The 24,772-nt window shown below is 73.5% G+C and carries 20 protein-coding genes; 4 read left to right on the top strand and 16 right to left on the bottom strand.

Features of this window, described 5'->3' with window-relative positions; all coding sequences use genetic code 11:
- Positions 1–20: 20 nt before the first annotated feature.
- From ACIPJI_RS27185 to ACIPJI_RS27135, 11 genes are all read right to left on the bottom strand, one after another.
- Positions 21–1,301, bottom strand: a complete 1,281-nt coding sequence (locus ACIPJI_RS27185) for a PP2C family protein-serine/threonine phosphatase (RefSeq protein WP_402249414.1) — start codon at positions 1,299–1,301, stop codon at positions 21–23.
- On the bottom strand, positions 1,298–2,107 hold the full coding sequence (locus ACIPJI_RS27180) for an alpha/beta fold hydrolase (protein WP_307705123.1): 810 nt from the start codon (positions 2,105–2,107) through the stop codon (positions 1,298–1,300). The genes ACIPJI_RS27185 and ACIPJI_RS27180 overlap by 4 nt, the downstream gene beginning before the upstream one ends.
- A 52-nt stretch (positions 2,108–2,159) precedes the next feature.
- A complete protein-coding gene (locus ACIPJI_RS27175) occupies positions 2,160–2,954 on the bottom strand; it encodes an FkbM family methyltransferase (RefSeq protein WP_402249412.1) in 795 nt (264 codons plus the stop codon).
- Complete coding sequence (locus tag ACIPJI_RS27170; protein WP_307705121.1) at positions 2,951–3,160, bottom strand: Trm112 family protein; 210 nt, start codon at positions 3,158–3,160, stop codon at positions 2,951–2,953. The genes ACIPJI_RS27175 and ACIPJI_RS27170 overlap by 4 nt, the downstream gene beginning before the upstream one ends.
- Positions 3,161–3,213: 53 nt before the next feature.
- Positions 3,214–4,122: a hypothetical protein gene (locus ACIPJI_RS27165; protein WP_307705120.1), complete on the bottom strand. Its 909-nt coding sequence runs from the start codon at positions 4,120–4,122 to the stop codon at positions 3,214–3,216.
- Between the two features lie 5 nt (positions 4,123–4,127).
- Complete coding sequence (locus ACIPJI_RS27160) at positions 4,128–4,847, bottom strand: class I SAM-dependent methyltransferase (protein WP_307705119.1); 720 nt, start codon at positions 4,845–4,847, stop codon at positions 4,128–4,130.
- A complete protein-coding gene (locus tag ACIPJI_RS27155) occupies positions 4,844–6,145 on the bottom strand; it encodes a condensation protein (RefSeq protein WP_402249410.1) in 1,302 nt (433 codons plus the stop codon). Before ACIPJI_RS27155 ends, ACIPJI_RS27160 begins: the two co-directional genes overlap by 4 nt.
- Complete coding sequence (locus tag ACIPJI_RS27150) at positions 6,145–10,425, bottom strand: alpha-(1->3)-arabinofuranosyltransferase family protein (protein ID WP_402249408.1); 4,281 nt, start codon at positions 10,423–10,425, stop codon at positions 6,145–6,147. Before ACIPJI_RS27150 ends, ACIPJI_RS27155 begins: the two co-directional genes overlap by 1 nt.
- Entirely contained in the window at positions 10,422–11,141 is a 720-nt protein-coding gene (locus tag ACIPJI_RS27145; RefSeq protein ID WP_402249407.1) for a class I SAM-dependent methyltransferase, read from the bottom strand. The genes ACIPJI_RS27150 and ACIPJI_RS27145 overlap by 4 nt, the downstream gene beginning before the upstream one ends.
- The gene (locus ACIPJI_RS27140) at positions 11,138–12,343 is read right to left on the bottom strand and encodes a glycosyltransferase family 4 protein (protein WP_402249405.1); all 1,206 of its coding nucleotides are present in this window, start codon (positions 12,341–12,343) and stop codon (positions 11,138–11,140) included. Before ACIPJI_RS27140 ends, ACIPJI_RS27145 begins: the two co-directional genes overlap by 4 nt.
- A gap of 162 nt (positions 12,344–12,505) precedes the next feature.
- Positions 12,506–13,489 carry a DUF3068 domain-containing protein gene (locus tag ACIPJI_RS27135; protein WP_402249403.1) on the bottom strand — a complete coding sequence of 328 codons (984 nt, stop codon included), beginning with the start codon at positions 13,487–13,489 and terminating at the stop codon, positions 12,506–12,508.
- Between the two features lie 183 nt (positions 13,490–13,672).
- On the opposite strand from ACIPJI_RS27135, the gene ACIPJI_RS27130 reads away from it, so the two are divergent.
- Entirely contained in the window at positions 13,673–13,825 is a 153-nt protein-coding gene (locus ACIPJI_RS27130) for a hypothetical protein (RefSeq protein WP_307705113.1), read from the top strand.
- Positions 13,822–15,030 (top strand): helix-turn-helix domain-containing protein, encoded by a 1,209-nt coding sequence (locus tag ACIPJI_RS27125; protein WP_307705112.1) that lies wholly within the window; start codon positions 13,822–13,824, stop codon positions 15,028–15,030. The genes ACIPJI_RS27130 and ACIPJI_RS27125 overlap by 4 nt, the downstream gene beginning before the upstream one ends.
- A gap of 87 nt (positions 15,031–15,117) precedes the next feature.
- On the opposite strand, the gene ACIPJI_RS27120 is transcribed toward ACIPJI_RS27125, so the two are convergent.
- The 5 genes from ACIPJI_RS27120 to ACIPJI_RS27100 form a co-directional block, all read right to left on the bottom strand.
- Positions 15,118–15,804, bottom strand: coding sequence for an HAD family phosphatase (locus tag ACIPJI_RS27120; RefSeq protein ID WP_307705111.1), 687 nt, complete (start codon positions 15,802–15,804; stop codon positions 15,118–15,120).
- Between the two features lie 25 nt (positions 15,805–15,829).
- The gene (locus ACIPJI_RS27115) at positions 15,830–16,312 is read right to left on the bottom strand and encodes an Lrp/AsnC family transcriptional regulator (RefSeq protein WP_402249400.1); all 483 of its coding nucleotides are present in this window, start codon (positions 16,310–16,312) and stop codon (positions 15,830–15,832) included.
- 94 nt (positions 16,313–16,406) lie between these two features.
- Entirely contained in the window at positions 16,407–19,127 is a 2,721-nt protein-coding gene (locus ACIPJI_RS27110; protein ID WP_307705109.1) for a SpoIIE family protein phosphatase, read from the bottom strand.
- A 155-nt stretch (positions 19,128–19,282) separates the two neighbouring features.
- Positions 19,283–20,707, bottom strand: a complete 1,425-nt coding sequence (locus ACIPJI_RS27105) for an FAD-dependent oxidoreductase (protein WP_402249398.1) — start codon at positions 20,705–20,707, stop codon at positions 19,283–19,285.
- Positions 20,708–20,772: 65 nt separating this feature from the next.
- Complete coding sequence (locus tag ACIPJI_RS27100) at positions 20,773–21,435, bottom strand: dienelactone hydrolase family protein (RefSeq protein WP_402249396.1); 663 nt, start codon at positions 21,433–21,435, stop codon at positions 20,773–20,775.
- Positions 21,436–21,941: 506 nt separating this feature from the next.
- Between ACIPJI_RS27100 and ACIPJI_RS27095 the strand changes: the two genes are divergently transcribed.
- Positions 21,942–23,450, top strand: coding sequence for an FUSC family protein (locus tag ACIPJI_RS27095; RefSeq protein WP_402249394.1), 1,509 nt, complete (start codon positions 21,942–21,944; stop codon positions 23,448–23,450).
- Between the two features lie 130 nt (positions 23,451–23,580).
- Positions 23,581–24,630: a lactonase family protein gene (locus ACIPJI_RS27090; protein WP_402249392.1), complete on the top strand. Its 1,050-nt coding sequence runs from the start codon at positions 23,581–23,583 to the stop codon at positions 24,628–24,630.
- The last annotated feature ends 142 nt before the right edge of the window (positions 24,631–24,772 follow it).

The raw sequence follows: 24,772 nt of genomic DNA, 5'->3' as shown, positions 1-24,772 counted from the left end.
CGCCCGGGGCGGCGTGCTCGTCAGCCGGCTCCCCGAGCCTCCTCACGACCGGGGCGGGGAGCGGTGATGGCCAGGAGGGCGGTGTCGTCGTCCACCTTGTCGAAGGAGGCGAGCAGGTCCCGCACCGCCCCGATGGCGGCCTGCGCGGTGGTCGGGGCGAGGGACCGGGCGAAGTCGAGGAGCGCCTCGTCGCCGTAGCGACCGCCGGCCATGGTGGTGTGGGCCTCGGTGAGGCCGTCGGTGTAGAGGAGCAGCGTGTCGCCGGGCCCCACGTGGACGGTGGCGGTGGCGATGTCGGCGTCGGGCACGACACCGAGCAGCTGCCCGCCGGGGGTGTGCACGTAGTCGGCGCTGCCGTCGGCGCGCATGAGGACCGCCGGCGGGTGCCCCCCGCTGGCGAGGGTGATGTGGAAACCTCCGCGGTCGGCGGGGGTGAGCAGGCCGTAGAGGACGGTGCAGAAACGGGGCTCATCGCCGTGGGGCTCGTGGTTCAGCACGGTGTTGAGGTTGGTGAGCACGGCCGCCGGGTCGGGGTGGTAGACGGCGGCGGCCCGCAGGGTGTACCGGGTCAGCGAGGTGACGGCCGCGGCGGCGGCCCCCTTGCCGCACACATCGCCCAGGAACAGCCCCCACGTGCCCGCGGTCAGGGGAAAGAGGTCGTAGAAGTCGCCGCCGACCTCGTCGGCCGAGGCGATGTGGTAGTGCGCGGCGACGTCCAGGCCGGGAACGTTCTCCAGCGCGGGCGGCAGCAGCGTCCTCTGCAGTGTGGTGGCGAGGCGCTGGAGGCGTTCACGTTCCCGGTCGGCCTCCTGCCGGGCGCGGAGCAGCTCCGTCTCGTACGCCCGGCGGTCACGGGCGTCGAAGACAGTGGTGCGGATCAGCAGGGGCCGGCCGTCGCTGTCCCTTTTGAGAGCAGAGGTCACCAGGACCGGCAGCCGGCTGCCGTCGGCGGCCTTCAGCTCCAGCGCGATACCGCTGACCTCTCCCTGCAGTCGCAGGAGCGGCGCGAAGTGGGTCTCGTGGTAGAGCTTCCCGCCGACGGTGAGCAGGTCGGCGAACCGCTTGCGGCCCACCAGGTCCTCACGCCGATGACCCAGCCAGTCCAGCAGAGTTTGGTTGATCTTGGCGATCTGCCCGTCCAGCAAGGTGGAGAGGTAGCCGCACGGTGCGTTCTCGTACAGGTCCTCGGCGCTGTCCTCCAGCAGTGCGGAGACCTGGTCGGCGCCCTCTTCGCCGCCGGGGACCGGACCGAGGTCCTGGGGGCGGCCGGGTGTGCGGCCGGGGACCTCCCGGGACGTCACCGGCCCGCTCCGGCGGCGAAGGAGGCGATCGCCGCGGCGGTCGCCTCCGGCGCGCTGAGCTGCGGGCAGTGCCCGGTCGCGGTGAGCGTGACCAGCTCGCTCCCGTCGATCTGCGCGTGTACGAACGCCCCCACCTCGCGCGGGGCGATCGCGTCCTGGGAGCACTGCGCGATCAGCGTCGGGACACGCACCTTGGCGAGGTCGTCCCGGTTGTCGGACAGGAAGGTCGCGCGGGCGAAGACGCGGGCGATCTTGGGGTCGGTGCGGCAGAAGCTGTTGGTCAGCTCCTCACCCAGTTCAGGACGCTCCGGGTTGCCCATGATGACCGGCGCCATCGCCGCCGACCAGCCCAGATAGTTCGACTCCAGCGACTCCAGCAGCTCGTCGATGTCCTCGGCGCTGAATCCGCCCCGGTAGCCGGTCGCGGGATCGTCGATGTAGCGCGGCGACGGGGTGAGCAGGACCAGTCCCGCGAAGCGCTCCGGTTCCCTCGAGGCCGCCAGCACGCCGACCGTCGCGCTCACCGAATGTCCGACGAAGACCGGACGCACGTCCAGCTCGTGGCAGATCTCCAGCACGTCGTCGGCGTAGCCGTCCAGCGAGGTGTACCGCTCCTCGTTCCACGCCGACAGGTCGGACCGGCCGGCCCCCACGTGGTCGAAGAGCACGACCCGGAAGTCACGTTCCAGCGCCGGTACCACCAGACGCCACATGTTCTGGTCGCACCCGAACCCGTGCGCCAGCATCACCACCGGACCGTCGGCCCTCCCGCTCACCGTGACGCGGTTCCTGTTCCGCACATCCATACGGACATCTTCGCATCAACGTGTCAAACCGTGTCATTTCGCCATGTAGGGGTCATTCGGGCCGTCGCTCGGGCACCGCCGTGCCCCCGGGGACCCGTCCCGCCGGCAGGAAGAGCACCGAATTGATGTACCGGCCTTCCCGCGGCACGAGCGCCCGGCGCAGCAGCCCCCGGTGCACGAGGTGCTCGGTCCTCGACTGGTGGCCGGCCAGGTCGAAGTCGGCCAGGGGCATCCACGAGCGGGCGGCCAGCACCCAGCCCCGGTAGCCCTGGCCGGTCAGCAGGGCGATCACCGGGGCGATGGGCCGGATACGGGTCTCCAGCTCGACGAGGAGCGCGGGGCGGTCCCGTTGCAGCAGGCCCGCGGCGCCGAGCAGCGCCGGAAGTTCCTCGCCGTCCACGTCCACCTTCACGAACCGCACGTCGTGCACTGCGAGGCTGTCGACCGTGACCGCCGGCACGGCCACGCTGTGGGAGTGGATGTCCCGGCGGGCGAGCGAGGAGACCCCCCGGTCCCCGCGGTCGCCCGTCGGCAGCCACAGCCGGGCGGTGCTCTCGTGGTCGCTGGCGGCCGCCTGTACGACCCGGACGTTGCCGGGCAGCGTCGACCGGAGATGGCGGGCCAGGTGGGGCACGGGTTCCATGGTCACGACCCGATCGCAGCGGGCGGCCAGCCGACGGGACCAGGGGCCGTACCAGCCGCCGATGTCGATCGCCGTGCCGCCTCGCGGGCAGAAGTCGGCCAGCCGGCCCAGCTCCGGCTCGAAGCGCGGGTAAAGCGCGCAGGCCGCGGAGCCGACCCAGCGGGTGGGCAGGCGGGAGGCGACCGCTGCCGCGACAGTGGTCACTCGGCGGCCGCCCGCAGGTACCTGGCGTGGTCGTCCTCCGTGACCCTGCTTCCCGAGGACGGAAGCAGCTGGGGGATGCCGTCCACGATGGGGTAGCTCAGCTGCAGCCTCGGGTTGTAGAGGATGTTCTGTCCGCTGAGCAGCGTCAGGGGGCCCTTGTCGAGCGGGCAGGCGAGGATGCGCAGCAGCGGGTCGTCGGCGTCCATGGCAACGTCCTTACAGTTCCGGGAGTTCGGTCGGTTCGGTCGGTTCCGTCGGTTCAGGCAACTGGGGGCGGCCCCTGCGTACGCGGGGCCGGATCGTGGCGGGGCAGGGCGAGCAGCACGGACAGCGCCAGCGCCGTGCCGGCCACCCGCAGTGTCAGCAGGAGCGGATCCTCCGGCAGCCGCTCCCCGAAGGTGATCGTCCCGAGCACCGCCGTGAACAGACAGGTCACCGTGGTGCAGACGGGCACGATGAGGGAGGCTCGGCAACGCTGCAGTGCCGCCTGCGACATGACGAGGCCGGCCGCCGCCGTGAACATCAGCAGATACGGGTAGGGCGAGGTGAACAGCGAGCGGGCCGCGTCGCCGATGTCGGCCGTTGTCAGCCGGCTCGACGCGCCCTTGATCGCCAGCGAGCTGACCCCGTACAGCAGGCCCACGGCCACGCCGTAGCCGATGCCGTTGGTCGGCAGCCGGTGGCGCTTGCGGGAGCGCCGCTCGACCCGGCCGTACAGCCACACGCCCGCGGCGAGGGTCGGCACGCTCACCAGCAGCACCAGCGCCCACGGAGCTCCGCCGCTCACCGTGTCCTCGCCCTCCCGGACCGAGGCGACGACCATCAGCAGCGCCACGAGCACCGCGCCGAGGGCGTAGCGCTCGCGGCCCGACGGCCGTTCGCCGAGCACTGCCGACGAGAGCAGCAGGAGCAGGACGAGGCCCGACACGAAGATTCCCTGGGCGGCCGCGATCGGCAGCGCACGGTAGACGATCAGCTGGGCCGCGAACCCGGCGGCCAGTGCCAGCGATCCGGCGATCCACGCCGGACTGGTCAGCAGCACCAGGACGACATGCACGGGCCTGCCCGCGGAGAGCGCGGGCAGCCGGCCGAGGGCCTTCTTCTCCAGTACGAATCCCACGCTGTACAGCAGGTTGGCCATCAGCGCCGCGCCCACGCCCCACCACACGGCCGCTACCCCCGCCGGGCGTGCGCGAGGAGGATGGACGCGGCGCCGGGCACCGCGCACGCCGCCCGGTCCAGCAGCCGCAGCCCGCGCGGCACACCGTGGAACGGCGCGCCGGTGATCCGTACGTCGCGAAATCCGGCGGCCGTGAGGTACGAACGCAGGGCACGGGCCGTGTACAGCCGCAGGTGACCCACCACCTGCGAGCCGGGCCGGCCGTGGATCCCGCGCAGGCTCACCTCGGAGAACACCGGCTGCACCCCGGCCAGCAGCAGGGCGCGGTTGTACCAGGCCGCGAGGTTCGGCGTGGAGAGCATCAGATGGCCGGCCGGCCGAAGGATCCGCCGCAGTTCGTCCAGGGCGTGGTCCGGGTCGACGAGATGCTCGATGACCTCGCTGAACAGCACCGCGTCCGCGCACCCGTCGGCGAACGGCAGCCCATGGTCGAGCTCGCCGCGCACCACGTTCCCGATGTGCGGCCGGGCGCGGCGCAGCGCGTCGTGCGACCAGTCGACGCCCACGAGCCGATGGCCGCCGAGGTACGGCGCCGCGGCCCGCGCCGCGCTGCCGTCGCCGCATCCGACGTCGACGACGAGCTGCCCCGGCGCCGTGCCCAGGGCCTCGGCCAGGAGCCGTGCCTGGCGTCTGCTGCGGGCGTCGCCGGAGGCGACGGGGACATCGGGATCCTCGTAGAAGTCCCGCAGGGCCGGCGAGCCGGTGCTGGTCACAGGGCCTCCGTCGCCTTCAGATGGTGCGCGAACAGCTCGCGCAGCCGTACGCCGTCCTCCTCGCAGAGCAGCGAACGAGACCACCGCAGCACCAGATGGAGCCGGCCTCCCGTGGCGGCGGTGGTGACGGTGAGGCCGCGCGGCATCCTGGCCGGCGCGGAGAACCAGACGGCGAAGGCACGTCCGGCGTCGCCGAAGTCCAGCGGATACGGGATGCGGCCGATGTTGCTCAGCAGCGTCGTCGACGTCCACGGCGCGGCCAGCAGCCGCAGACCACGGGTGAGCCCCGCCCGCGCCGCGACCGGCAGTACGGGGAGCGTCAACAGGGCCGCGCCGTGACCCAGTTGAGGGCGGGGTGCGGCCTTGAGGGCACGGGTCCGCTCCGCGGTGCGGCGCAGCAACAGCGCGAGGTCGAAGCTCTCGGTCTCGGCGGCCGTGAAGCCGACCTCGACCAGCCGGGTGCCGTTGCCGATGGGCATCTCGGGACCCCGGCTGCGGTCGTCCACGGGCATGGTGATGCGCAGCGGTCGCCGTGGGGCGTCATGGGCCCGGTTCCAGTCGGCTACGGTCAGGGCGGTGGCCACCATCAGCTGGTCGTTGACGGTGTAGGGAGCCCCCGCCTCCCGCCGGGGCACGGGCAGTTCGGTCACGAGCATCGCGTTGCCCGGCACCGGTCCCGGGGTGCCCGCCGCGACCCGCGCCGGTCTGCCCGGCACGGCGGGGCCGCCCGTCCGGTGCGGCCGCCCGGGGGGCGCGGGCCGGGCCGGCGGGGGTGCGGCAGGGGCCGGCGTTCCGCTGTAGATCTCCGCGGCCGTCGCCGCCAGCCGCAGGCACGCGGGACCGTCGAGGGCCGTGTGGTTGAGCGTGAACACCAGCACACAGCCGGGTCTGCCGGGTTCCTCGACGACCTCGAGCCGCAGTGGCGGCGAGGACGTGAGCGGCGGCGCCTCGGCGAGGGCGCGTTCCCGTGCCCGGCCGAGGGCGCCGGCCGCGCGTGGGGGGAACGTCACCACCTCCGTGTCGGGCCCCCGCGTCAGCTCCCACTCGTAGCGGCGTGCGAACGGGCCGCGCGCCCGCTCGCGCATCAGCGCGCGCGGATAACGGCACAGGGCCTGCCCGAAAGCGGCGCGCAGCCGGTCCGGTTCGACGGTGCCGGGGAGATGGATCTCGATGTGCACCGTGTTGGGTTCCGCCTCCTGCGCGCAGTGCCGTGCGACCTCGTCGACGACGGGGAACGGCACCCGCGGCAGGTCCGGGTCCACCGCGTCAGGGGACGTGGAGCGTTCGACCGTCGCCATCAGAGACTCCCTCCGGTGTGCTGGTGCGGCGGTCCGCCGCTGCCGGCTGTCGGGGGCGCCGGCACCCCCGGCGGCCTGGGCGGACCCGGTTTCGGTGTGCCGGCACCGGCTGGACGGTCCTCGTCGGGGCCCGGCACCCGCGGGGCGGGCCCGCCGCCGGACCGGTGCGTGCCGGTGGGGCCGCCGCGTTCCCGCCCCACGCTCACCAAGGCGGCGAACAGGGCTGTGAGAGCGAGAAGTTGGGCCGTCGGCCCGTACGCGCCCCGGTCCGGCGAGAGCCCGTCGCCGGCGCCCAGCGCGGCCACCGCGCCGGCGCCGGCCATCGCTGTGAACGCGAGCGGTACGAGGAACGCCGGTCGCAGCCATGCCACGACCGCCAGCACGGGCACCACCACCGCCACGGGTCCGGCGACCACCACGGCCACCAGGGTCAGGGCCACGGCGCCGAGCAGCGGCCCGGGCGCGGGGAGGGCGGCCGCGGTGTGCTCCGCGGCCCGGCCGCGTCGTCCGACGAGCGCGAGGCACACCAGCACGGCGAGCAGCAGCCCGGCAACGCCCAGTCCGACGCGGTACATCCACGACGGCTCGTACTCGAGCGTCACCGTGCCGCCCTGCCCAGCGGGAACCAGCCAGGCCTGCTGCCAGCCGTCGATCCTCAGGGGTGTCAGCTCCTCGCCGTCCAGCGTGGCCTTCCAGCCCGGGTTGTGGTTCTCGTGGAGCTGGAGGTACGAGGCGTCTCCCGGCCCGACCCGCACGGACCGGTGGTCGCCCGTTCCTTCCCGGACCTCCAGGGCCCGTTCCGCCCCGGCCTCTGCGGCGGATGCCGGCGTACCGGTGGCGAGCGTGACGCCGGTGACGGCGAGGGGGCCCGCGTCTCCGGCCTCGACCGTGTGGGTCCGCTCGTCGAGGTCCACCCGGCTCCCGTCCGTGCAGAGCGAGACCTCGACGGGCCGGCGCCCGGTCAGGTCCCGTACCCGTCCTTCGGCACGGGTCTCGAGGAACTGCCCGTCGACGGAGAGGACCGGCCCCTTGCCGCACGGCAACGTGAACCTCCGCTCCGGGTCGGGCTGCGGTGCGCGGAACTCCTTCAGGGCCGGGATGTGGATCTCGCTCAGGCCGACCGGAAGCTGCAACTGGTCGTCGGCGACCGGGTTGTGCAGGGTCAGCGGCGCGGTCCGCGAGACGGTGATGTCCATCCGGTCGGTGGTGATGGGCGGGAACCGGGCCATGCCGTTCTCGTCCACCGCGGCGACGGCGGTCCCGTCGGGCGAGCTGATCTGCACCTGTTCCGGCCGGGCGGAGAGCCCACCGGCCGCCGCGAAGACCATCTCGCCGACCGATGTCTTCTTCGGCCAGGACAGATGGAGCACCGGACGCTCACCGGCGATCCAGGCCGTGGTCAGGTCGCCGTCCGTGAGGTTGCGGGGGCTGAGGTTCGTCCCCAGGGCCGCCGTCGAGTCGGCGCTCGCGACGATCTTGTCGCGCTGCCCGGTCAGGTCGAACAGCAGGTTGTCCAGTGCTTCGCCCGGCACGGGCAGCGCGGTGGCACGGACGGTGTACGGGCCGGAGCGGGCCGCGGTGAACTGCCGGTGCAGCCCCACCTCGGCGGCCACAGCGGACAGTCCGCCCGGGTCGCTGCCGCGTTGGAGCGAGTAGAGGACGAAGTCGCCGGTCTCCTTCGGGGCGTCCTCGGGAAGCTGGAGCATGCGCGTGACCTGGACGCCGGGCACGGAGATCTCGGCGAACCCGGCGCCGGTCAGCCCGGGACGGCCCTGCTGCGACTCCAGGACGGTGACCTTCAGCCAGGTCGCGGCCCCCACAGGGGCGTCGACGTCCTGCACCGAGCCGTCGGGCCGCAGCGTGCTCGTACGGCTGCCGAGGTCGGTCTCGACGCGGACGGCCGTCGGCGCGGCCCGGACGTCGCCGCTCGGCAGCGGGGTCAGCCGGAGGGTGGCCGGGACGTCGGTCGGGCCGTTGAAGTCGATCCTGACCCATTCGCCCGCCGGTGATCCGGGCGAGCCCTCCGCCCAGCCCGTGCCGGGGTTGCCGTCGAAGGCGTTGACCGGGTCGTACTGCGGCAGGTGGAAGAGCCAGTTCCCGGCGGACGACGCGGTCACCGACGCGGCGCCCCGCAGCACGGCGGTGGTCTGGTGCCCGGGGCCCGGCAGGGGCAGGATCTGCCGGGGTTCGGCACCGGGGTCCTGCACCGCCTCCGGGGCGTTGCGTTCCTCTCGGGTGTAGGTGTGGGACGTGTTCGAGTTGACCAGCCCGAAGCGGGTGTCGGCGCGGCGCATCCCGTCCCCCGCCGCGTACAGCGACGGCCGGTCCACGCCCGGGAGTTCGTCACCGGCGAGTACGGCCGGCCGGCCGTCGAGCCGCCCGCCGGCGGACAGCGGCAGCAGGGATTCGGGACCGCCGCTGACGACGGCCGCCGCCGACGCCGGCGTCAGCCGGGCCTTGCCGGGGCGTGCGGTGCCCGCCGGCGGTTCGTATATCTCCACGGCCCGCTGCCGCGGGAACAGGCCCTCCACCTGGACCGGTGTGTCGTCGGCGATCCGTCCGCCGGTCAGCACCGGGCCGAAGCCGGCGACGCGCCGGTATCCGGAAGCCTCCAGGGTCCGTTTCACCGTGGTGGTCGGGACGTGGCCGAGCTGGCGGGGGTCGAGGTCGTTGCGTACCACGACGTGGTGCAGCCCGGCCCGGTGCAGAAAGGCGCTCAGGCCCGGCACCTCGCCACCGGAGGTGAGCGCCTGCTCGACGGCGTCCATCGCACGGCGGTTGCCCGGTGTGCCGAAGGGCACGTAGTCGCGCTGCGCCCACGGCGAGCGCGCGACGACGTCGAGCGGCTGGTCGATGGGCGAGCCCCAGGTGTAGATGCCGTGCGCGGTCGCCGGCACGACGAGGGCCCGGTCCTCGGCCGCGTTGTCCGCAAGCCAGTCGGCGGTCGTCTCCCAGTACGCGGGCAGCCGCTGGAACGAACCGGGCTGGAGGATCGAGCCGTTGACGTACGGCCAGCACAGGCCCGGCAGGACGAGCAGGGCCGCCGCCGGGACGAGATCGCGCCCGCGGACCCGCGGGAGGAGGGAGACGACGGCGGTCAGGTGCATCAGGCCCAGCGCCAGGGCGAGCGCGGCTCCCGTCTGGAACTTGTAGATGTTGCGGAACGGCACCAGCGGGCCGTTCAGCCAGTCCTGCACGACGCCGTGGAAGGGACCGCCGAGCGCCCCGCCGTACCCGGCCAGCGTGATGAGGCCGACGGTCAGCACGGTCACCACGAGCCAGCGGCGTTCGGGCAGATCACGCCGGGCGAGACCGGCGAGCCCCAGTGCCGCGGCGAGCGCCGAGCACAGGACGGCCACGGCCGAGGTGACGACCGTCCAGCCGGCCGGGAGCCAGGCCTCGCCGAAGTTGAGATAACCGACCCAGTTGCCCGCGCCGCGCAGCACCTCGGTCGCGGACATCGTGGCGGTGGTGGTCTGCGAGGACTCCACGTACGGCATGAAGTTCTCGCCGTACGTGCCGAGGAGCAGCAGCGGAACGATCCACCAGGTGGTGGCGAGGACCACGAAGGGGGTCCACCAGGCGATGAGCGCCCGCTTGCGCGGCCCGCCGGGCCGGCACAGCAGATAGAGCCCGACGGGGAGCAGCGAGGCCAGTGTCGACGCTGCGTTCACCCCGCCCATGAGCGGGATCAGCAACGCGGAACGGGCGGCGGCGATACGCGGCGCGGTGTGCGGGTTCGTCAGCGGCAGCAGCACCCACGGCAGCATCGCGCCGGGGAGCGCCGCCGCGGAGGTCGAGCCGACGACGATCGTGTACGTGGGCCACAGGGCGTAGACGGCCGCACCGAGGAGCCTGCTGCCCGGCGATCCCGCTCCCAGCCGCTCGGCCAGCCGCAGCGCGCCCCAGAAAGCCGTGGTCACCACGATCGAGAGCCACAGCCGCTCGGCGAGCCAGACAGGTAACTGGAGCAGATCGGCCAGGGCGTGGAACGGCAGCATGGGGACGACGTAGCCGATGTACTGGTCGGCGATGCCGCCGAAGCCGGACCGGTCGTGCCACAGACCGCTCAGGTCGCTGAGGAACTGCCACGGGTCGGCGACGACGCCGAGTTTCGTCTCGAACGTCATCCGGCCCGGCGACACCGCCAGGAAGGCCACGAACACCGCTGCCCAGAAGCCCAGCAGCCACCGGCGCGACCGGGGCCCCGGCGGCCGGTCGGGTGGCGGGCCCCCGCTCGCGGGACGGGCGGGCGGTCGGATGTGGACAGCGCTGGTCATGAACACCGCCGGAGAATGAGGAGGAGGTTCCAGGTGGCCAACTCACGCAGGCCCGGCAGGCGCGGGACGAGTTCCGGCAGGACCGGCCAGTACCGGGAGCGCGCGCAGACGAGGTCCACATCGCCGCGGCCCCTGACATGGCGCAGTGTCGAGCCGACGCCGATCTGGAAGAGGTTCTCGCCGAGCCGGTGCTTCGCGGCGCGTCCGCTGCGACGCTCGAACCGGGCACGGGCCCGCTCCGCGCCCAGGTAGTGCCAGGGAGCCCACTCGTGACCGCCCCAGGGCGAGAGCCAGTTGGTGAACGAGACGTAGATCAGGCCGCCGGGGCGGGTGACGCGGACCATCTCGCTCAGGAAGGTCTGCGGGTCGGCGACGTGTTCCAGCACGTTCGACGAGAAGCAGACGTCGGCCGCCCCCTCGGCGAGGGGGAGGAGGTATCCGTCGGCGACGACCGTTCCCTCGGCCGGCTCGGGCGCCAGTTCGGCGGCGTCCGGCTCGAAGAGGTAGCCGTGGGCGCCGCGCCGTCTGAACTCGCGGGTGAAGTGACCGCTGCCGCCGCCGACGTCGACGACGACCCGGCCGTCCAGCTTCACATAGCGCTCCACCTGGTCGGCCGCGTCGCGGGCCAGCAACCCGTAGGCCACGGCAGGGTCGGCCTGTTCGCGCATGAACGCCCGGAAGAGGGTGAGGGAACGCCGGAACGAAGGGTCCTTCACGTCCGCGCGCCGTTCGTGACAGCGGGTGCCCCGCCCTGCGGACCACGTGAGCGGTGCACCGCTTCCGCGGCCACGGCCTCGAACTGCCGCACCGTGCTGCTCCAGCGGAACGCGGCGGCCCGCTCGGCCGCGGCCTTCCCCATGTCCTCACGCCGGTCGCAGTCGAGCGCCAACGTGCACCACGCCGCGGCGAACGACGACTCGCCCCGGCACAGCAGGCCCGTGACGCCGTCCTGGACGGAATCACGCAGGCCGGGTACGTCGAAGCCCAGCGTGGGCGTGCCGCGTGCCCCCGCCTCCGTCACCACGAGACCCCAGCCCTCGACGGCCGCGGGATGCAGCAGCAGCCACGACTCGCAGAGCAGGCGGTGCTTCTCCTCTTCCGGCACATGGCCGGTGAACTCGACGCCCTCACCGGCGAGTCGCTCCAGACGGGCCCGCTCGGGCCCGTCACCGACGATGACGAGCCGGCCGCCGGTGACCGGCCGCACCCGTTCCCACAGGTGCAGCAACAGATCGATGCGCTTGTAGTCGACCAGCCGGCCCAGCGCCAGGAACATCGGCGTCCGCGACCGCGGGCTGCGCGCGGCCGGTTCGTCGACGCCGTTGTGCACCACGCGGATCTGCCGGTCGGGCACGCCGATCGCGCGCAGGGCGCCGGCCGTGGAGGGAGAGACGGCCACCATGAGGTTGCCGCGGTGCGCGCGGGCGAGGGCCCAGTGCTCGAGCAGCCGGCCGGCACGGGCGACAGGTGGCGGGAAGCGCATGTCCCAGAGCTCGGTGTGGACGTGGTTGACCAGGCAGACGGTGGGCCCGCGATGCCAGAGGGGGGTCAGGTAGGGCATGCCGTTGCAGACCTCGACCAGCAGATCGCACGCGCCGACCTGCCGGGCGAACGCGGCCCGGGCGCCGGCGTAGTGCCCGAGCGTGCCGCCGGCGGACACCACCCGGTACGACCGGTGCACGGCGGGTCCGCCGCACAGCAGGGTGATCCGGTGGCCCCGCGCGGTGAGGCCCTGCGCGAGCTGGTCGACGAGCAGTTCGGAGCCGCCCGCGGCGGCGTTGCCGAGGTCACGATGGGCGAGGAACACGATGTGCCGGGGGCTCTCGGACAACTCCGGCAGCACGGCCTGGCGGTGGTGCGCGCGGGCCGGCGGCTGCTGCGGCGCCTCGAGCAGTGGGGGAGGTACGTGCTGGGGCATGGGTGCTCCAACTCGTTTCGGGGTGCGGAGGGGAAAGGGGATGACGGTGCCGGGTCGGGGACGGTGGGGGGTGACCGGGGGGCCGTGCTGTGGTGGGGACAGCCAGTTTTGGATACGCCGTCGGCGCGCGGCTACTCACCGGTATGACAACTTCTGCCGCTCTCAGGCGGGCGGACTCGTCATCAGGTGAGCATTCGCGCGGTCCGGAGCCGGACGGCGACCGCGTGCCACCAGCGCGGCGCCGATCAACGCGAGCAAGGCGCCCAGCGCCGCCGCGCCCACCGGAGCGGTCGAGCTGATGACGGCGAGCTTGCCACTGTCGCGCGAGGCCAGTTCCACCTGCTGCCGCTGTGTCTCCGCGGTGAACGCGAGCCGCTTGCTCTCCAGCAGCACCACGGCGTCCTTGTCCGACCCCGGCGCTCGCAGCGTCTTCCGGGGACCGATGGCGGCGTGCACGATCCGCCCGGTGCGCCGGTCCACGACCAGCTCGACGCCGCTGTTGGAGTACCACTCCTCGGCCAGCACCTGCGGGGTCCTTGCCTTGCCGACCAGCCGTCCCGGCACCTGGCGTACCCCGGTCCTGGTCGGCGGCACGCTGCCGGTGAACCGCAGCCCCTCGTACCCCTGGACCTTCGCCGTGCCGCTGTAGCGGAGCCGGACAACGCCCCCGAGCGTGCCGTCCCACCAGCGGTAGGAGCGCTTCTCGACGTCGAAGGGGAACTTCAGGTACGCCTCGCCGTCGAAGACGGGGGACTCGTCGCAGCAGTGCACCGGCTCGTTGGTGGCACGGTCGGTCACCCAGCGCTCCAGCGTCCACTGCAAGGAGTCCCGGGTGTCGGCGGCCGGCAGTGTGGCGTCGCTGTCGACGGAGGTGGACACGTCCCACACGGCGTTGCCGCTCTTCTCGCTGTCGGCCACGTCGCCCCGTACCTGACGGGTCACCGTGATCCGCTGCCCGTGCACGGTTCTCACCTTGGAGGTGTCGAAGTAGCTGCCGGTGCCGGTGAACACGGTCGTGGTGTCGACGTCGACAGGTGTGCGCTTGGCCTGGGGTGCCACGTACCAGGCGAGAAGGGGAGCCAGCACGAGCAGGAAGACCCCTGCCCCGAAGAGCAGAAGCGAGGTCGGTGAAGCAGTACGGCGCATCCGGCACTCCTGGATCGAATGAATTCGCAGGGAGATGCACGGACCCCGGGCCGGTCAGCCCTCAAGGGCTCAGACAGTAGGCAGCCACTTGACGGAATGTCAATGTACTGTCAACACTGTGCGTTCAGCCGGTGGGGGCCGGCCGACGGGTGGGGATCGCCTCCAGCTAGGAGCTGACCCGACATGCGCAGACTTCTTGCCGCCGCCGTCACCGCAGCGTTGGCCGCGGCGCTCGCCGTGGGCACGGCCCTGGGCATCGTGGCCGCGCTGCAGACCACCCCGGAACAGCCGAACACCCCACTGATCAGCTACGACACCGGCCGGCCCGCCCGATGACCCGCCCCGCGTGGAGCGAGGTGCCCAAGGCACAGGTCGACCGTTTCGCCGTCATCGCCCTGGCCGGGGCACAGGAGCTCGCCCAGGAGATCCTCGGCGAGATACGGCGCGAGTACCCCCAACTGAAGTTGGTGGAGGACGAGTCCGGCGAGCCGATGGCACTCGTCGGCATCCGCCGCGCCATCGAAGGCTTCGTACACAATCTGGCGTCCGGCAGAGGGTGCCCCCGCGTACCGCCGGACGTCTTCCAGGAGTTCGGCCGCGGCGAAGGCCGCGGTGGCCGCAGCCTCGACTTCCTCCAGGCCACCTATCGGCTGGGCGTCAGACTGGCCTGGCGGCGGTTCGCCGAGATCGGGCAGAAGGTCGACATCGCCGCGCCCGCCATGTACGAACTCGCCGAATCCGGCTTCGAGTACCTGGACGGCCTCGTGGAACAGTCGGTACGCGGCTACGCCGAGGCAGCGGCACGCCGCGCGGGCGAACGCCTGCGCCTGCAACGCCAGTTGATCGACCTGCTGCTCGTCGAGCACCGCGGCGACCCCGCCGGGACGCTCGCGGAAAGGGCGGCCCGCATCAGCTGGGAACTGCCCGCCACCGTCGCCGTCGGCGTCCTGGTGCGCCCCGCCAGGGAAGCCGTCGCACCGGCCGTCGAACAGGGGATCCTGCTCGACATGGAGAGCGAACAGCCGCGCATCGTGGTGCCGGAACCGTGCACCGCCGGCCGCTCCGAGACCCTGCGCCGCGCCACGGCCGGCTGGTCGGGCGCGATCGGCCCGCCGGTGCCGCTCGCGGCGGCCGCCAGGTCGCTGCGCTGGGCGGAGACGGCGGTCCGTCTCATCGAGAGCGGGCTGCTGCCGGACGGCGAGGTGCTGCACTGCACGGAGCGCACGGAGGAGCTGGTGTTACTGCCGTCGGGAGAACTGATCGACGCGGCGGCCCGCCGCTGCCTGGCGCCGCTGCGCGACGCGGCCCCCACCCAGGCCCGCCGCCTGGCGGAGACCCTGCTCGCCTGGATGGAGACCGCGGGCGGAGCACCCGAGGTGGCGCACCGCCTCGGCATCCACCCCCAGACGGCCCGCTACCGGCTGCGGCAGATCCGCGAACTGTGGGGCGACGTGATCGACGACCCCGACCGCCGCTTCGAGATGCTCCTCGTCCTGCGCGCCCAGCGACTGCGCGGGCAACTGGGGGAGGGCGGCGTCTGAGCACTGCCCGGCCCTCGGGGGAGGGCGGCGTCCGAGCGTGCGCCTGCCCGGCCCTCGCGCCTCGCGCGTGATCCACGTGTACGCGCGTCACGCCCCGCCCATGACCCACCCGTACGCGGCCTCCGCCGTGAACTCCCGCTGCCCGCCCTTGAACAGCAGGTCCGCCGCGAGGAACGCGGTGTCCTCGGCCGTGTCCTCGACGTACGGCACGGCGATGCACCGCATACCCGCCGCGCGGGCGGCCGCCGCCCCCGGCGGCGCGTCCTCCACGACCACGCAGTCGCCCGGCTCCGCGGCAAGGCGCCGGGCCGCCTCCAGGAAGACGTCGGGCTCCGGCTTGCCGCGGCCGACCTCTTCCGCGGAGACCATAACGGCGATGTGCGCGGCGAGCCCGGTGCCGGCGAGCACGGCCTCGATGGCGGCCCGTGACGACCCGGAGGCCACCGCCATCGGCACGCCCCGGGCCGCCAGGCGCTCCACGAACGTGCGCATCTGCGGAAAGACGTCCGTCGAGGCGCTCGCCAGCTCCAGGTAGGCGCGGTTCTTCGCGGCCAGCAGCTCGTCGAGCGGCGCGTCGAGGGCGTACCGGGCGCGCAAAATCTCCAGCGTCTCGCGCGTGCCGATGCCGATGAACCGCTTGTGCTGCTCCCAGTCGAAATCGAGCACGCCGTGCGCCGCGAGGACCCGGCGTCCCGCTTCGAAATAGTTCGGCTCGCTGTCCACGAGTGTGCCGTCGAGATCGAAGATGACCGAAGGGGTACGCGCAGTGCTCATGGCGTCCAGCATGCCAAGCGCCGGTTCAGCGCGACGCACCGGCCGACCGGCCGACGGCCTCGACCAACGGCAGCAGCCGGTAGGGCACCCGCTCGCGCAGGGCCATCTCGGTGCGGGTCCGCACCACGCCGGGCAGATTGATCAGCCGCTGGATGACGTCCTCGAGATGTCCGTTGTCCCGTGCGGCGACCCGGGTCAGCAGGTCTCCACCGCCGGTGATCGAGAACGCCTCGATGATCTCCGGCACGGCCGCCAGGGCGTCGCCCACCTCGTCCAGATGCCCCTGGGTGACCTCGATGTGCACGAACGCCAGCACCGGATGGCCCAGCGCGCCGGGGGAGAGGTGAGGGCCGGTCCCGGTGATCACGCCCTCGCGCTCGAGGCGGTCGATCCTGGCCTGCAGCGTCCCGCGGGCGATGCCGAGGATGCGGGCGTACTCGCGCACGCTGGTGCGCGGCTGCTCGATCAGCAGACGCAGGATGCGGGTGTCGAGTTCGTCCACCGCCATGGTCCGTCGGGCCCTTTCGCGGCGCGTTTTCCGGACTTCCACCGTACCAATGGCCCAGTGGGACGGGCGGGGGGCCGGCCGGTGTCCCCGGCGCTCACCACTCGAAGTCGTCCAGCAGTGTGCCGCCGGGTGGCACCTGCCCGTCGGTCAGCGACTGTTCCGTCCAGATCACCTTGCCGGTCGCCGTGTACCTCGTTCCCCACCGCGCGGACAGCTGGGCCACCAGGAACAGGCCGCGGCCGCCCTCGTCGGTCGTGGCCGCCCGTTTCAGGTGCGGCGAGGTGCTGCTGCCGTCGGACACCTCGCAGATCAGGGTCCGCTCGTAGAGCAGCCGCACGCGGATCGGCTCGCTCCCGTACCGGATGGCGTTGGTGATCAGTTCGCTGAGGACCAGCTCGGTGGTGAATCCGGCCTCCTCGAGCCCCCACTCGTCCAGCTTCCGGCTGCACGCGCTGCGGACGGGCGCCACCGCCGCGGGGTCGCGCGGGACGTCCCAGGTGGCGATCCGGCTCCTGTCGATCAGCCGGGTGCGGGCCACCAGCAGGGCGATGTCGTCCCGCCGGGTCGCCGGCACCATGGCGTCGAACACGGCCTCGCAGGTCTCCTCGGGGGTCTGGTCGTCGCGGCCCGCCAGCACCGTGCTCAGCGCCTGGAAGCCGGCGTCCAGATCGCGGTCGCGATGCTCCACGAGACCGTCGGTGTACAGGACGAGACGGCTGCCCTCGGGCAGCCGCACCTCCGCGGACTCGAACGGCATGCCGCCCAGGCCCAGCGGCGGGGACACGGGCAGCGGGAGGAACTCCACGCTGCCGTCCGGGCGCACGAGCGCCGGGGGGAGATGCCCGGCCGTCGCCAGCGTGCACAGACCGGAGACCGGGTCGTAGATGGCGTAGAGGCAGGTGGCACCGGTGATCCCCTCGGTACCCCCGCCCGGCTCGTCCTGGTCGATACGGCCGACCAATTCGTCGAGACGGGCGAGGAGTTCGTCCGGCGGCAGATCGAGGGTGGAGAAGTTGTGGACCGCGGTGCGCAGCCGGCCCATCGTCGCGGCGGCGTGCAGTCCGTGGCCCACCACGTCCCCGACGACGAGGGCCACCCGCGCCCCCGGCAGCGGGATGACGTCGAACCAGTCGCCGCCGACCCTGGCCTGCGCCGGCAGATACCGGTAGGCGATGTCGACGGCGGTCTGACTGGGCAGGCCGTGGGGCAGCAGACTGCGCTGGAGGGTCTCGGCCATCGTGTGTTCGCGCGTGAAGCGGCGGGCGTTGTCGATGGCGACGGCGGCCCGCGTCGCCAGTTCCTCGGCGAAGGACAGGTCCTCCTCGCCGAAGTGCTCGGGGCGCGCCGAACGCCAGAAGTTGACCATGCCCAGCACCACGCCACGGGCCTGAAGGGGAGCGGTGATCAGCGAGTGGACGCCGTACGCGAGTGCGTTGTCCGCGCCTTCCGGGTCCTGGGCGCGCCAGCCGTCCGCGACGGTCAGGTCGGCCTCGAGCACCGCGTGCCCGCCCGACAGGGCCGCGGCCATCGGCGTGGCCGGGGCGAGGAAGCGGATCACGTCACCCACCGGCTGGAACGGGTGGTCGGCGCTGATGCCGGTCAGCGCGGCGCGGCGCATCTCCGTGGGAGCGCCCGACGGCTCGTCACCGTGCAGCACGGGGTTCAGCAGCTCGACCGTGACGAAGTCCGCGAACCGCGGGACCGCCACGCGGGACAGCTCCTCCGCGGTCCGCACCACGTCCAGCGTGGTGCCGATCCGTCCACCGGCGTCGTAGAGGATCTTCAGACGCTGCCGGGCGGTCTCGGCCGTGCCGGACAGGGCCCGCAGTTCCGTGGTGTCCCGTAGGGTCGCCACATTGCCGGAGTGCCCGCCGTACGGAGCCGTGGGGCGGGTGCTCACCGCGAGCAGCCGGTCCCCGGCCGTGTGCACCTCGTCGGTCACCGTACGGTCGGACGCCAGCAGAGCGGCGATGCCGGTGTCGAGCCCCAGGCCGGTGACGAGGCGTCCGTCCGCGTCCGGCGGCAGTTCGAGGAGCCGGCGGGCCTCGTCGTTGGCCAGCATCAGCCGCCCGTCGCCCCCGACGATCAGGACGCCTTCGCGCACCGCGTGCAGGACCGCGTCGTGGTGCTCGTACATCCGGGTCATCTCGGCGGGACCGATGCCGTGCGTCTGACGGCGCAGCCGGCGGCTCACCAGGAGGGCGCTGCCCGTGGCCAGTGCCAGCGCCCCGGCGGCGGAGAACAGGAGCATCGGGAGCTGCCGGTCCACCGCGTTGCCCACGGTCTCGATCTGGACGCCGGCCCCGACCAGGCCGATGACGTCGCCCTGGGAGTCGACGACGGGAACGACCGCCCGTGCCGCGTCGCTGGGAGCGCCTTCGTAGATCTCGGTGAAGGCCTCACCGGCGGCGGCCCGCTCGACGCCCATGTTCCGCGCGCCGACCAGGCGGGCGTCGGTGTCGGCGTACCGGGTCCCGTTCTTCGACATCACGGTGATGAAGTCGACGCCCGCCTCCCGGCTCGCACCGTCGATGAGCGGCTGGAGCGCGGCAGTGGGGTCCGGTGATTCGAGCGCGGCCACCGTGCCGGGAGCGTGGGCGAAGGCCGCGGCCGCCGCCAGTGAACGGTTCTCCGCGGCCTGCTCGCTGTTGTTGCGAGCCTGGAGCACCAGCGCGGCCACCGCGGCGATGATCAGCAGCACAGCGACCGCGATCTGCAGGAGGAGTACCTGCCCGGCGACGCTGCGCGCGCCCAGCAGGGACTCCCGCGGTCCCCACAGCGGGCGCCTCGATGTGTCGGGCCTGTGCCCGTTCATAGCGCTCCACTTCCCGGAGATGGGCGCCGACGCCGGGCTGACGCACCGGCGAAAGGCCACTTACCGCACTCCGGACCGAGCGGTCGGCCCGGTCATGTCTCTTTTCTAACACTTGATGTGCTTAGCGGGCGTCGCCGCGCGGCGGCGCGCAACGCTCAGCGCGGCGCGGCCTCCCTTGTCATCGGCGGCTCGGCGGGTGTCCGGGGCGGCGGGCCGAGGAGCACGGCCCGGAGCACCTTCGGCGCGAACAGGGTGCTGAGAGGAGTGGTCAGCGTCAGCACCGAGCGGAACGCCTGTCCGACGACCGGGTCCCCCGGGTAGCGGTGCTGGACACGGGACAGGTACCAGCCGGCCGCCCGGTCGGCCGGCCTGGCGGCGACGGCACTGCCCACCGCCCCCGGCATCTTCTTGTCCGCCCCCGCCGAGATGTCCCACGCCTGCCGTGACGCCTCCAGCAGCGCACGCTGGACCCGGCGCGTGGACGGTGTACGGCGGGGGTCGGCCAGCGCGTCGCGCAGTGCCACGGCGCTCATCGCGGCCACCGCCATGCCCTGCCCGTAGATGGGGTTGAACGTGCACAGCGCGTCGCCCGTGGCGAGGAAACCGGCCGGGCGGCGGCCCGGCCGGTCGTAGCGGCGGCGCAGGTTCGACGTGCCGCGGAAGCCGAACGCCGGCGCCTCGGGCTGCGCCTCGCGCAGCCAGTCGTGGATGAAGGGATGCGGGAGACGGGCCGCGTACGCGGTGAACCCCTCCTCGTCCGTGGGGGGTTCGTCGCCCCGCAGCCCCGAGAGGGTCACCAGATAGCGGCCGTCCTCCAGCGGCAGCACCCCGCCCCCGTGCACCTGCGACGGCCCGGGGAGGACGTAGTAACCGAGCGACTGGGAGCCGAGGTTGTCGCTCTTGTTGTGATAGACGCGGGAGGCGTACGCGAGGCCCGTGTCGATGGTCTCCTCCTGCGCCGGCTCCGCCCCGATCGCCGACAGCCACTGGGGCGCGCGCGAGGCCCGTCCCGAAGCGTCCACCACCAGGTGCGCCTCGAGCGGCCGCGGCTCCTGGGCGGCGGCCGCGCCGCGGTCACGCACCAGGACGCCCCGTGTGCGCGTGGGGTCTCCGAGCAGACCGACGGCCTCGGTCGAGGCGAGCACCCTGATCGTGGGCCGGGCGAGGACACGCCGGCGCACCAGATGCTCCACCTGCCCGCGTGAGCCGGTGTAGAGGTGCGTGGTGGCCTCCGTACGGCTGAACCAATGGCCGCCCTGCCACTGGACCATGTCCGACGGCATACCGATCCGGGGTGCACCCGACGCCCTCAACTCGGCCATGAAGCCGGGCAACAGGTCCTCCAGCGCGAGCTGACCGCCCTCCAGGAGCACATGGGGGTGCCGTCCGTGCGGAACACCGGGGCGGGGTGCGGCGTCCTCGGGCAAGCGGTCCCGCTCGACGAGCGTCACGGTGTCGGCGTGATCCGCGAGCACATGCGCGGCCAGCAGCCCGGCGAGACTCCCGCCGACGACGACAGCGTGCCGCCCGCCTGCGCCCCGCCGCCCCCAACTGCCGTTCCCCTGCGCGTCGTCCACCATGCGTATGCCTCTCGTGGTCAGCGGGTCGATCGAGCACGACCAGTATCCCGCCGGCCGCGCCCGGCTCACCGCCCTCCGGCGCCGCCCATACGCAGGAACCAGTCCCGGGCCGCGTCCGCCGCCGCCTCCAAGGTCCCCGGTTCCTCGAAGAGATGGGTCGCCCCGGGGATCACATGGACCCGGTATTCGGCGGTCAGCTGCTCGGCGGCCTGCTCGTTCAGCTCGAGGACCTGGCGGTCCTCCCCGCCGACGATCAGCAGCACCGGAGCCCGCACCCGGCCGAGCGCCGTGCCCGCCAGATCCGGACGGCCGCCGCGGGACACCACGGCGCTCACCCGGTCCGCTCTGGCCGCTGCCGCGACGAGTGCGGCCGCGGCGCCCGTGCTCGCACCGAAGAGACCCACCGGAAGGGACCCGGTGTCCGGCCGCTCGGCGAGCCGGTCGACGGCCGCCGAGACCCGCCGGCCGAGCAGCGGGATGTCGAAGCGCAGCTCGGCGGTCACCCGGTCCACGCGTTCCTCCTCCTCGCTGAGGAGGTCCATGAGCAGCGTGCCGAGGCCGGCCCGCTGCAGTGTCTCCGCCACCTGCCGGTTGCGCGGGCTGTGCCGCGAGCTGCCGCTCCCGTGGGCGAAGCACACGATGCCTGGAGCCGCCTCCGGCAGCACCAGATCACCCGTCAGGGTGACGTCGCCGGCGTCGATGGCGACCGTCTGCGTTGCCGTTGCCATGGGACCGCACCTCCTGTGCCTCTCGTCCGGGACGCCGACCGCTCTCCTGCCGGTGCCGCCTCGGCCCGTGCTGCCGCCGCCGTCCGGATGTCGGCGGGTACCCATGGACGGCGAAGACGCACTGCACGGCGAAGACCGACGGCGGAAGGCGCCGCGCGTGAGGGCGGGGCCCGTCTGCGGGGCACGCGCCACGGACGGGGCGGCGCGACCGCTGTGGGAGGGATCCTGCGGCGGGGTACCCGCCACGGACGGGGCGGGCCGCGCGAGTGTTGCGGCCGGACGGTGCCGGGGCCGCGCTCCGGGGCGGTGGACGGCCCGAGGCCCTGGACCGTGGACCAATGGCCGCCTCCGCGGCCCACAGCGGCGCGCTTGCTTGAGCCAATGGCCCAGTCGGATCCGGATGAGTTGAGCCAGCGGGCCGGAAGATGGTGTCATAGGCGTGTCGATGGCGCTGCGGGAATCCGTGGCGCCTTTTTCATGCCCGAACGAAAAGGGGACGGTAAGCAGTGCTGAAGAGGATGTTCGTCGCCGCGGATCCCGGACGGCTGCGCCTGCGCGGCGCCGTCCGGGCCGTGCTCGGCACCGGCCTGGCGGTCGCGATCTGCGCTCTCGCCGGTCTCGCTCTGCCCGCGGTCGTCACCGGCGGGCTCTCCGCGCTCCTCGCCCTGTTCACCGTCACGGACCGCACGGTCCGCGGCCAGGCCGTCACCACCGCGCTGCTGCCCGCCGTCGGCCTTCCCGTACTGGCCATCGCCGCCGGCCTGCACGATCACGCCGTGCCCCGCGACCTGGCGTTCCTCGCCGTGGCCGGCGCCGGTGTGTACGTGCGGCGCTGGGGTCCGCGCGGCCACGCGCTCGGCACCTTCGCCTTCATGACGTTCTTCGTGGCGCAGTTCCTGCACACGGCGCCGCGGCAGCTGCCCGAGGTGTACGCCGCCGTGCTCCTGGCCGTCCTGGCCTCTTCGGCCGTCCGCTTCGGGCTCTGGTGCTACGAGCGGCGGCTGCCGGTGCCGGTCGTCCCGGCGCTCCCCGGCGGCTCGGGGCTTGCCCGGATCACCACACGGCAGGCCGTCCAGGCGGTGGCGGGCGGAGCCTTCGCGCTCGTCGTCGGCCAGGTCGTCTCCGGCGACCGCTGGTACTGGGCCGTCGGCGCCTCCTGGTGGGTGTTCGTCAACACCTCCTCGCGCGGGGAGACCCTGGTCCGCGGCTTCCGCCGGGTCCTCGGTACGTTCCTCGGGATCGGCGCCGGTGCCCTCGTCGCCGTCCCGCTGCACGGGGCGACCGTCCCCACGGCGGTGCTCACCGCGGCGTGCGTCTTCGGCATCTTCTACACCGCCGCCGTGTCGTACAGCTGGATGATGTTCGCCGTGACGGTCCTGGTCAGCCTGCTGTACGGGCTCCTCGGCTTCCTGGAGCCGGCCCTGCTGCTGCTCCGCCTCGCGGAGACGGCCGTGGGCGCGGCGGGCGCGACGCTCGCCGTGCTGCTCGTCCTTCCCGTCACCACACACGCCACCACCCATGCCTGGATCGAGCAGGCCGTCCGCAGTGTGCACCGCTGCACCGCGGAGTCCGCCGCACGCCTGGCCGGCGTGGTGGACGCCGACCCGGCCCCGCACGTCACCGAGCTGGAAGGGCTGCTCGCCAGGGTCCGGCTGTCGCTCGCGCCGCTGATGCACCCCCTTTCCCCGCTTCGCGCCCGCAAGGCGCGCGCCCGCCGGGTGCTGGCACTCCTCGACGACTGCGCCCGCGAGGTGCGCGGGCTGGCCGCGGTCGCGGCGGACCCGCAGGCCTCGCACGACGCCCGCCTCGCGGCGGCCTGCCGGCGCGTGGAGGCGGCGGTCCACGCCCTGGTGGCGCCGCCCGTCGCCCCGGCGGTCGTGGCGGTCGCACCCCTGCCCGGGCACCACCCGGGTGCCGAGGGCGCACTCGCGCATCTGCACGGCCTGGAGCGCGCACTCGCGGAGCTGGCCGCTCCCGTACGTACCTCGCCGCGCGCGCCGCTCGTAGCGGCCTGAGCCGTTCCCCTGCGGGGTGACCGCACGTCCGTCGCGCCGAACACCAGATTGGTCTGGACCAGCCTGCTACCTTCTTGGCGGCAGCAGTGATCCATGACGGACGGCCGGCGGGCCGAAGAGGGGCGGCGCAGTGGCGGACAACAGCGCGGGACGGGCGTTCATCGGCTCGTACACCTCGGCGGGAGGGCGCGGCATCGTGGCCGCGGCCGTGGATCCGGCGACCGGAGCACTCACCGAGACCGGGGCGAGCGACGCCGTCGCCGACCCCTCCTACCTGGCCGCCGTGACGACGCCGGCCGGCACCGTCCTCTATACGGTCTCCGAGACGGCGGACGGGGCGGTGGCGGCATTCGCCGCCACCGGCGGGGCACCGCGGCCCATCGGCCGACAGGTACTGGTGGGCGGCGCCGCCCCGACGCACATCGCGGTCTCGCAGAGGCACCTGATGACCGCCAACTACGGCTCCGGCAGCGTGAGCGTCCTGCCCGTCGGCACCGACGGCGCGCCGGGACCCCTCGGGGGCGTCATGCGGCACGAGGGACACGGCCCCGTACCCGAGCGCCAGAGCGCGCCGCACGCCCACCAGGTGCTTCCGGACCCGACCGGACGCTGGGTCCTCAGCGTCGACCTCGGGACCGATTCCGTGCGGATCTGCGCGCTCGACACCGCCGCGGATGCCCTGACGCCCCACCGCGAGACGCCGCTGCGGCCGGGCACCGGGCCGCGCCATCTCGCCTTTCACCCGGACGGGCGGCACGTCTACGTACTCGGTGAGCTCGAGCCGGCCGTCACCCTCTGCCGCTGGGACCCCGCCGCCGGCCTGCTGGAACCGGTCGGCGAGACGGCGGTGGTCCCGGACGGCACGACCGGCCCCACCTACCCCTCCGTGCCGGTCGTCTCGCACGACGGCCGACACCTGTGGGCCGCGGTCCGCGGCCACGACAGCATCGCCGTGCTCGCTCTCGACCCGACGGGGGAGCAGGCGACGCTCGTCACCAACGTGCCGTGCGGCGGGCGCTGGCCACGGGACCTCGCCCTGGACCCGACGGGCCGCCGGCTCTACGCGGCGAACGAGCGCTCGGGCGACGTGACCTGGTTCACCGTCGACCAGGCCACCGGCATCCCGCACCGCAACGGGTCGCTCGCCGTTCCGGCGGCGTCCTGCGTGGTCTTCGCCTGAACCTTCCGGGCCTGAGCCTTCCGGACGGACGGACGGACGGACGGCGGCCGGGGCGGCGCGCGGGGCGTACGTCTGGGACGCCGGCCGGCGGCGCCTCCGGGCGGGCGGGACGTATGACCGGCACCCCGGGCGGCCGTACGGC

The organism is Streptomyces sp. NPDC086835, assembly GCF_044745705.1.
Lineage (GTDB): Bacteria > Actinomycetota > Actinomycetes > Streptomycetales > Streptomycetaceae > Streptomyces.
Note: the sequence above shows the minus strand (reverse complement) of the source record. Positions and strands in the feature narration are given on the sequence as shown.

Bases quoted from the DNA above. Each gene is read 5' to 3' on its own strand.
- ACIPJI_RS27180 (WP_307705123.1), bottom strand. From the start codon at position 2,107: ATGGATGTGCGGAACAGGAACCGCGTCACGGTGAGCGGGAGGGCCGAC.
- ACIPJI_RS27170 (WP_307705121.1), bottom strand. From the start codon at position 3,160: ATGGACGCCGACGACCCGCTGCTGCGCATCCTCGCCTGCCCGCTCGAC.
- ACIPJI_RS27155 (WP_402249410.1), bottom strand. From the start codon at position 6,145: ATGGCGACGGTCGAACGCTCCACGTCCCCTGACGCGGTGGACCCGGAC.
- ACIPJI_RS27150 (WP_402249408.1), bottom strand. From the start codon at position 10,425: ATGACCAGCGCTGTCCACATCCGACCGCCCGCCCGTCCCGCGAGCGGG.
- ACIPJI_RS27140 (WP_402249405.1), bottom strand. From the start codon at position 12,343: ATGCCCCAGCACGTACCTCCCCCACTGCTCGAGGCGCCGCAGCAGCCG.
- ACIPJI_RS27135 (WP_402249403.1), bottom strand. From the start codon at position 13,489: ATGCGCCGTACTGCTTCACCGACCTCGCTTCTGCTCTTCGGGGCAGGG.
- ACIPJI_RS27130 (WP_307705113.1), top strand. From the start codon at position 13,673: ATGCGCAGACTTCTTGCCGCCGCCGTCACCGCAGCGTTGGCCGCGGCG.
- ACIPJI_RS27125 (WP_307705112.1), top strand. From the start codon at position 13,822: ATGACCCGCCCCGCGTGGAGCGAGGTGCCCAAGGCACAGGTCGACCGT.
- ACIPJI_RS27120 (WP_307705111.1), bottom strand. From the start codon at position 15,804: ATGAGCACTGCGCGTACCCCTTCGGTCATCTTCGATCTCGACGGCACA.
- ACIPJI_RS27115 (WP_402249400.1), bottom strand. From the start codon at position 16,312: ATGGCGGTGGACGAACTCGACACCCGCATCCTGCGTCTGCTGATCGAG.
- ACIPJI_RS27110 (WP_307705109.1), bottom strand. From the start codon at position 19,127: ATGAACGGGCACAGGCCCGACACATCGAGGCGCCCGCTGTGGGGACCG.
- ACIPJI_RS27105 (WP_402249398.1), bottom strand. From the start codon at position 20,707: ATGGTGGACGACGCGCAGGGGAACGGCAGTTGGGGGCGGCGGGGCGCA.
- ACIPJI_RS27100 (WP_402249396.1), bottom strand. From the start codon at position 21,435: ATGGCAACGGCAACGCAGACGGTCGCCATCGACGCCGGCGACGTCACC.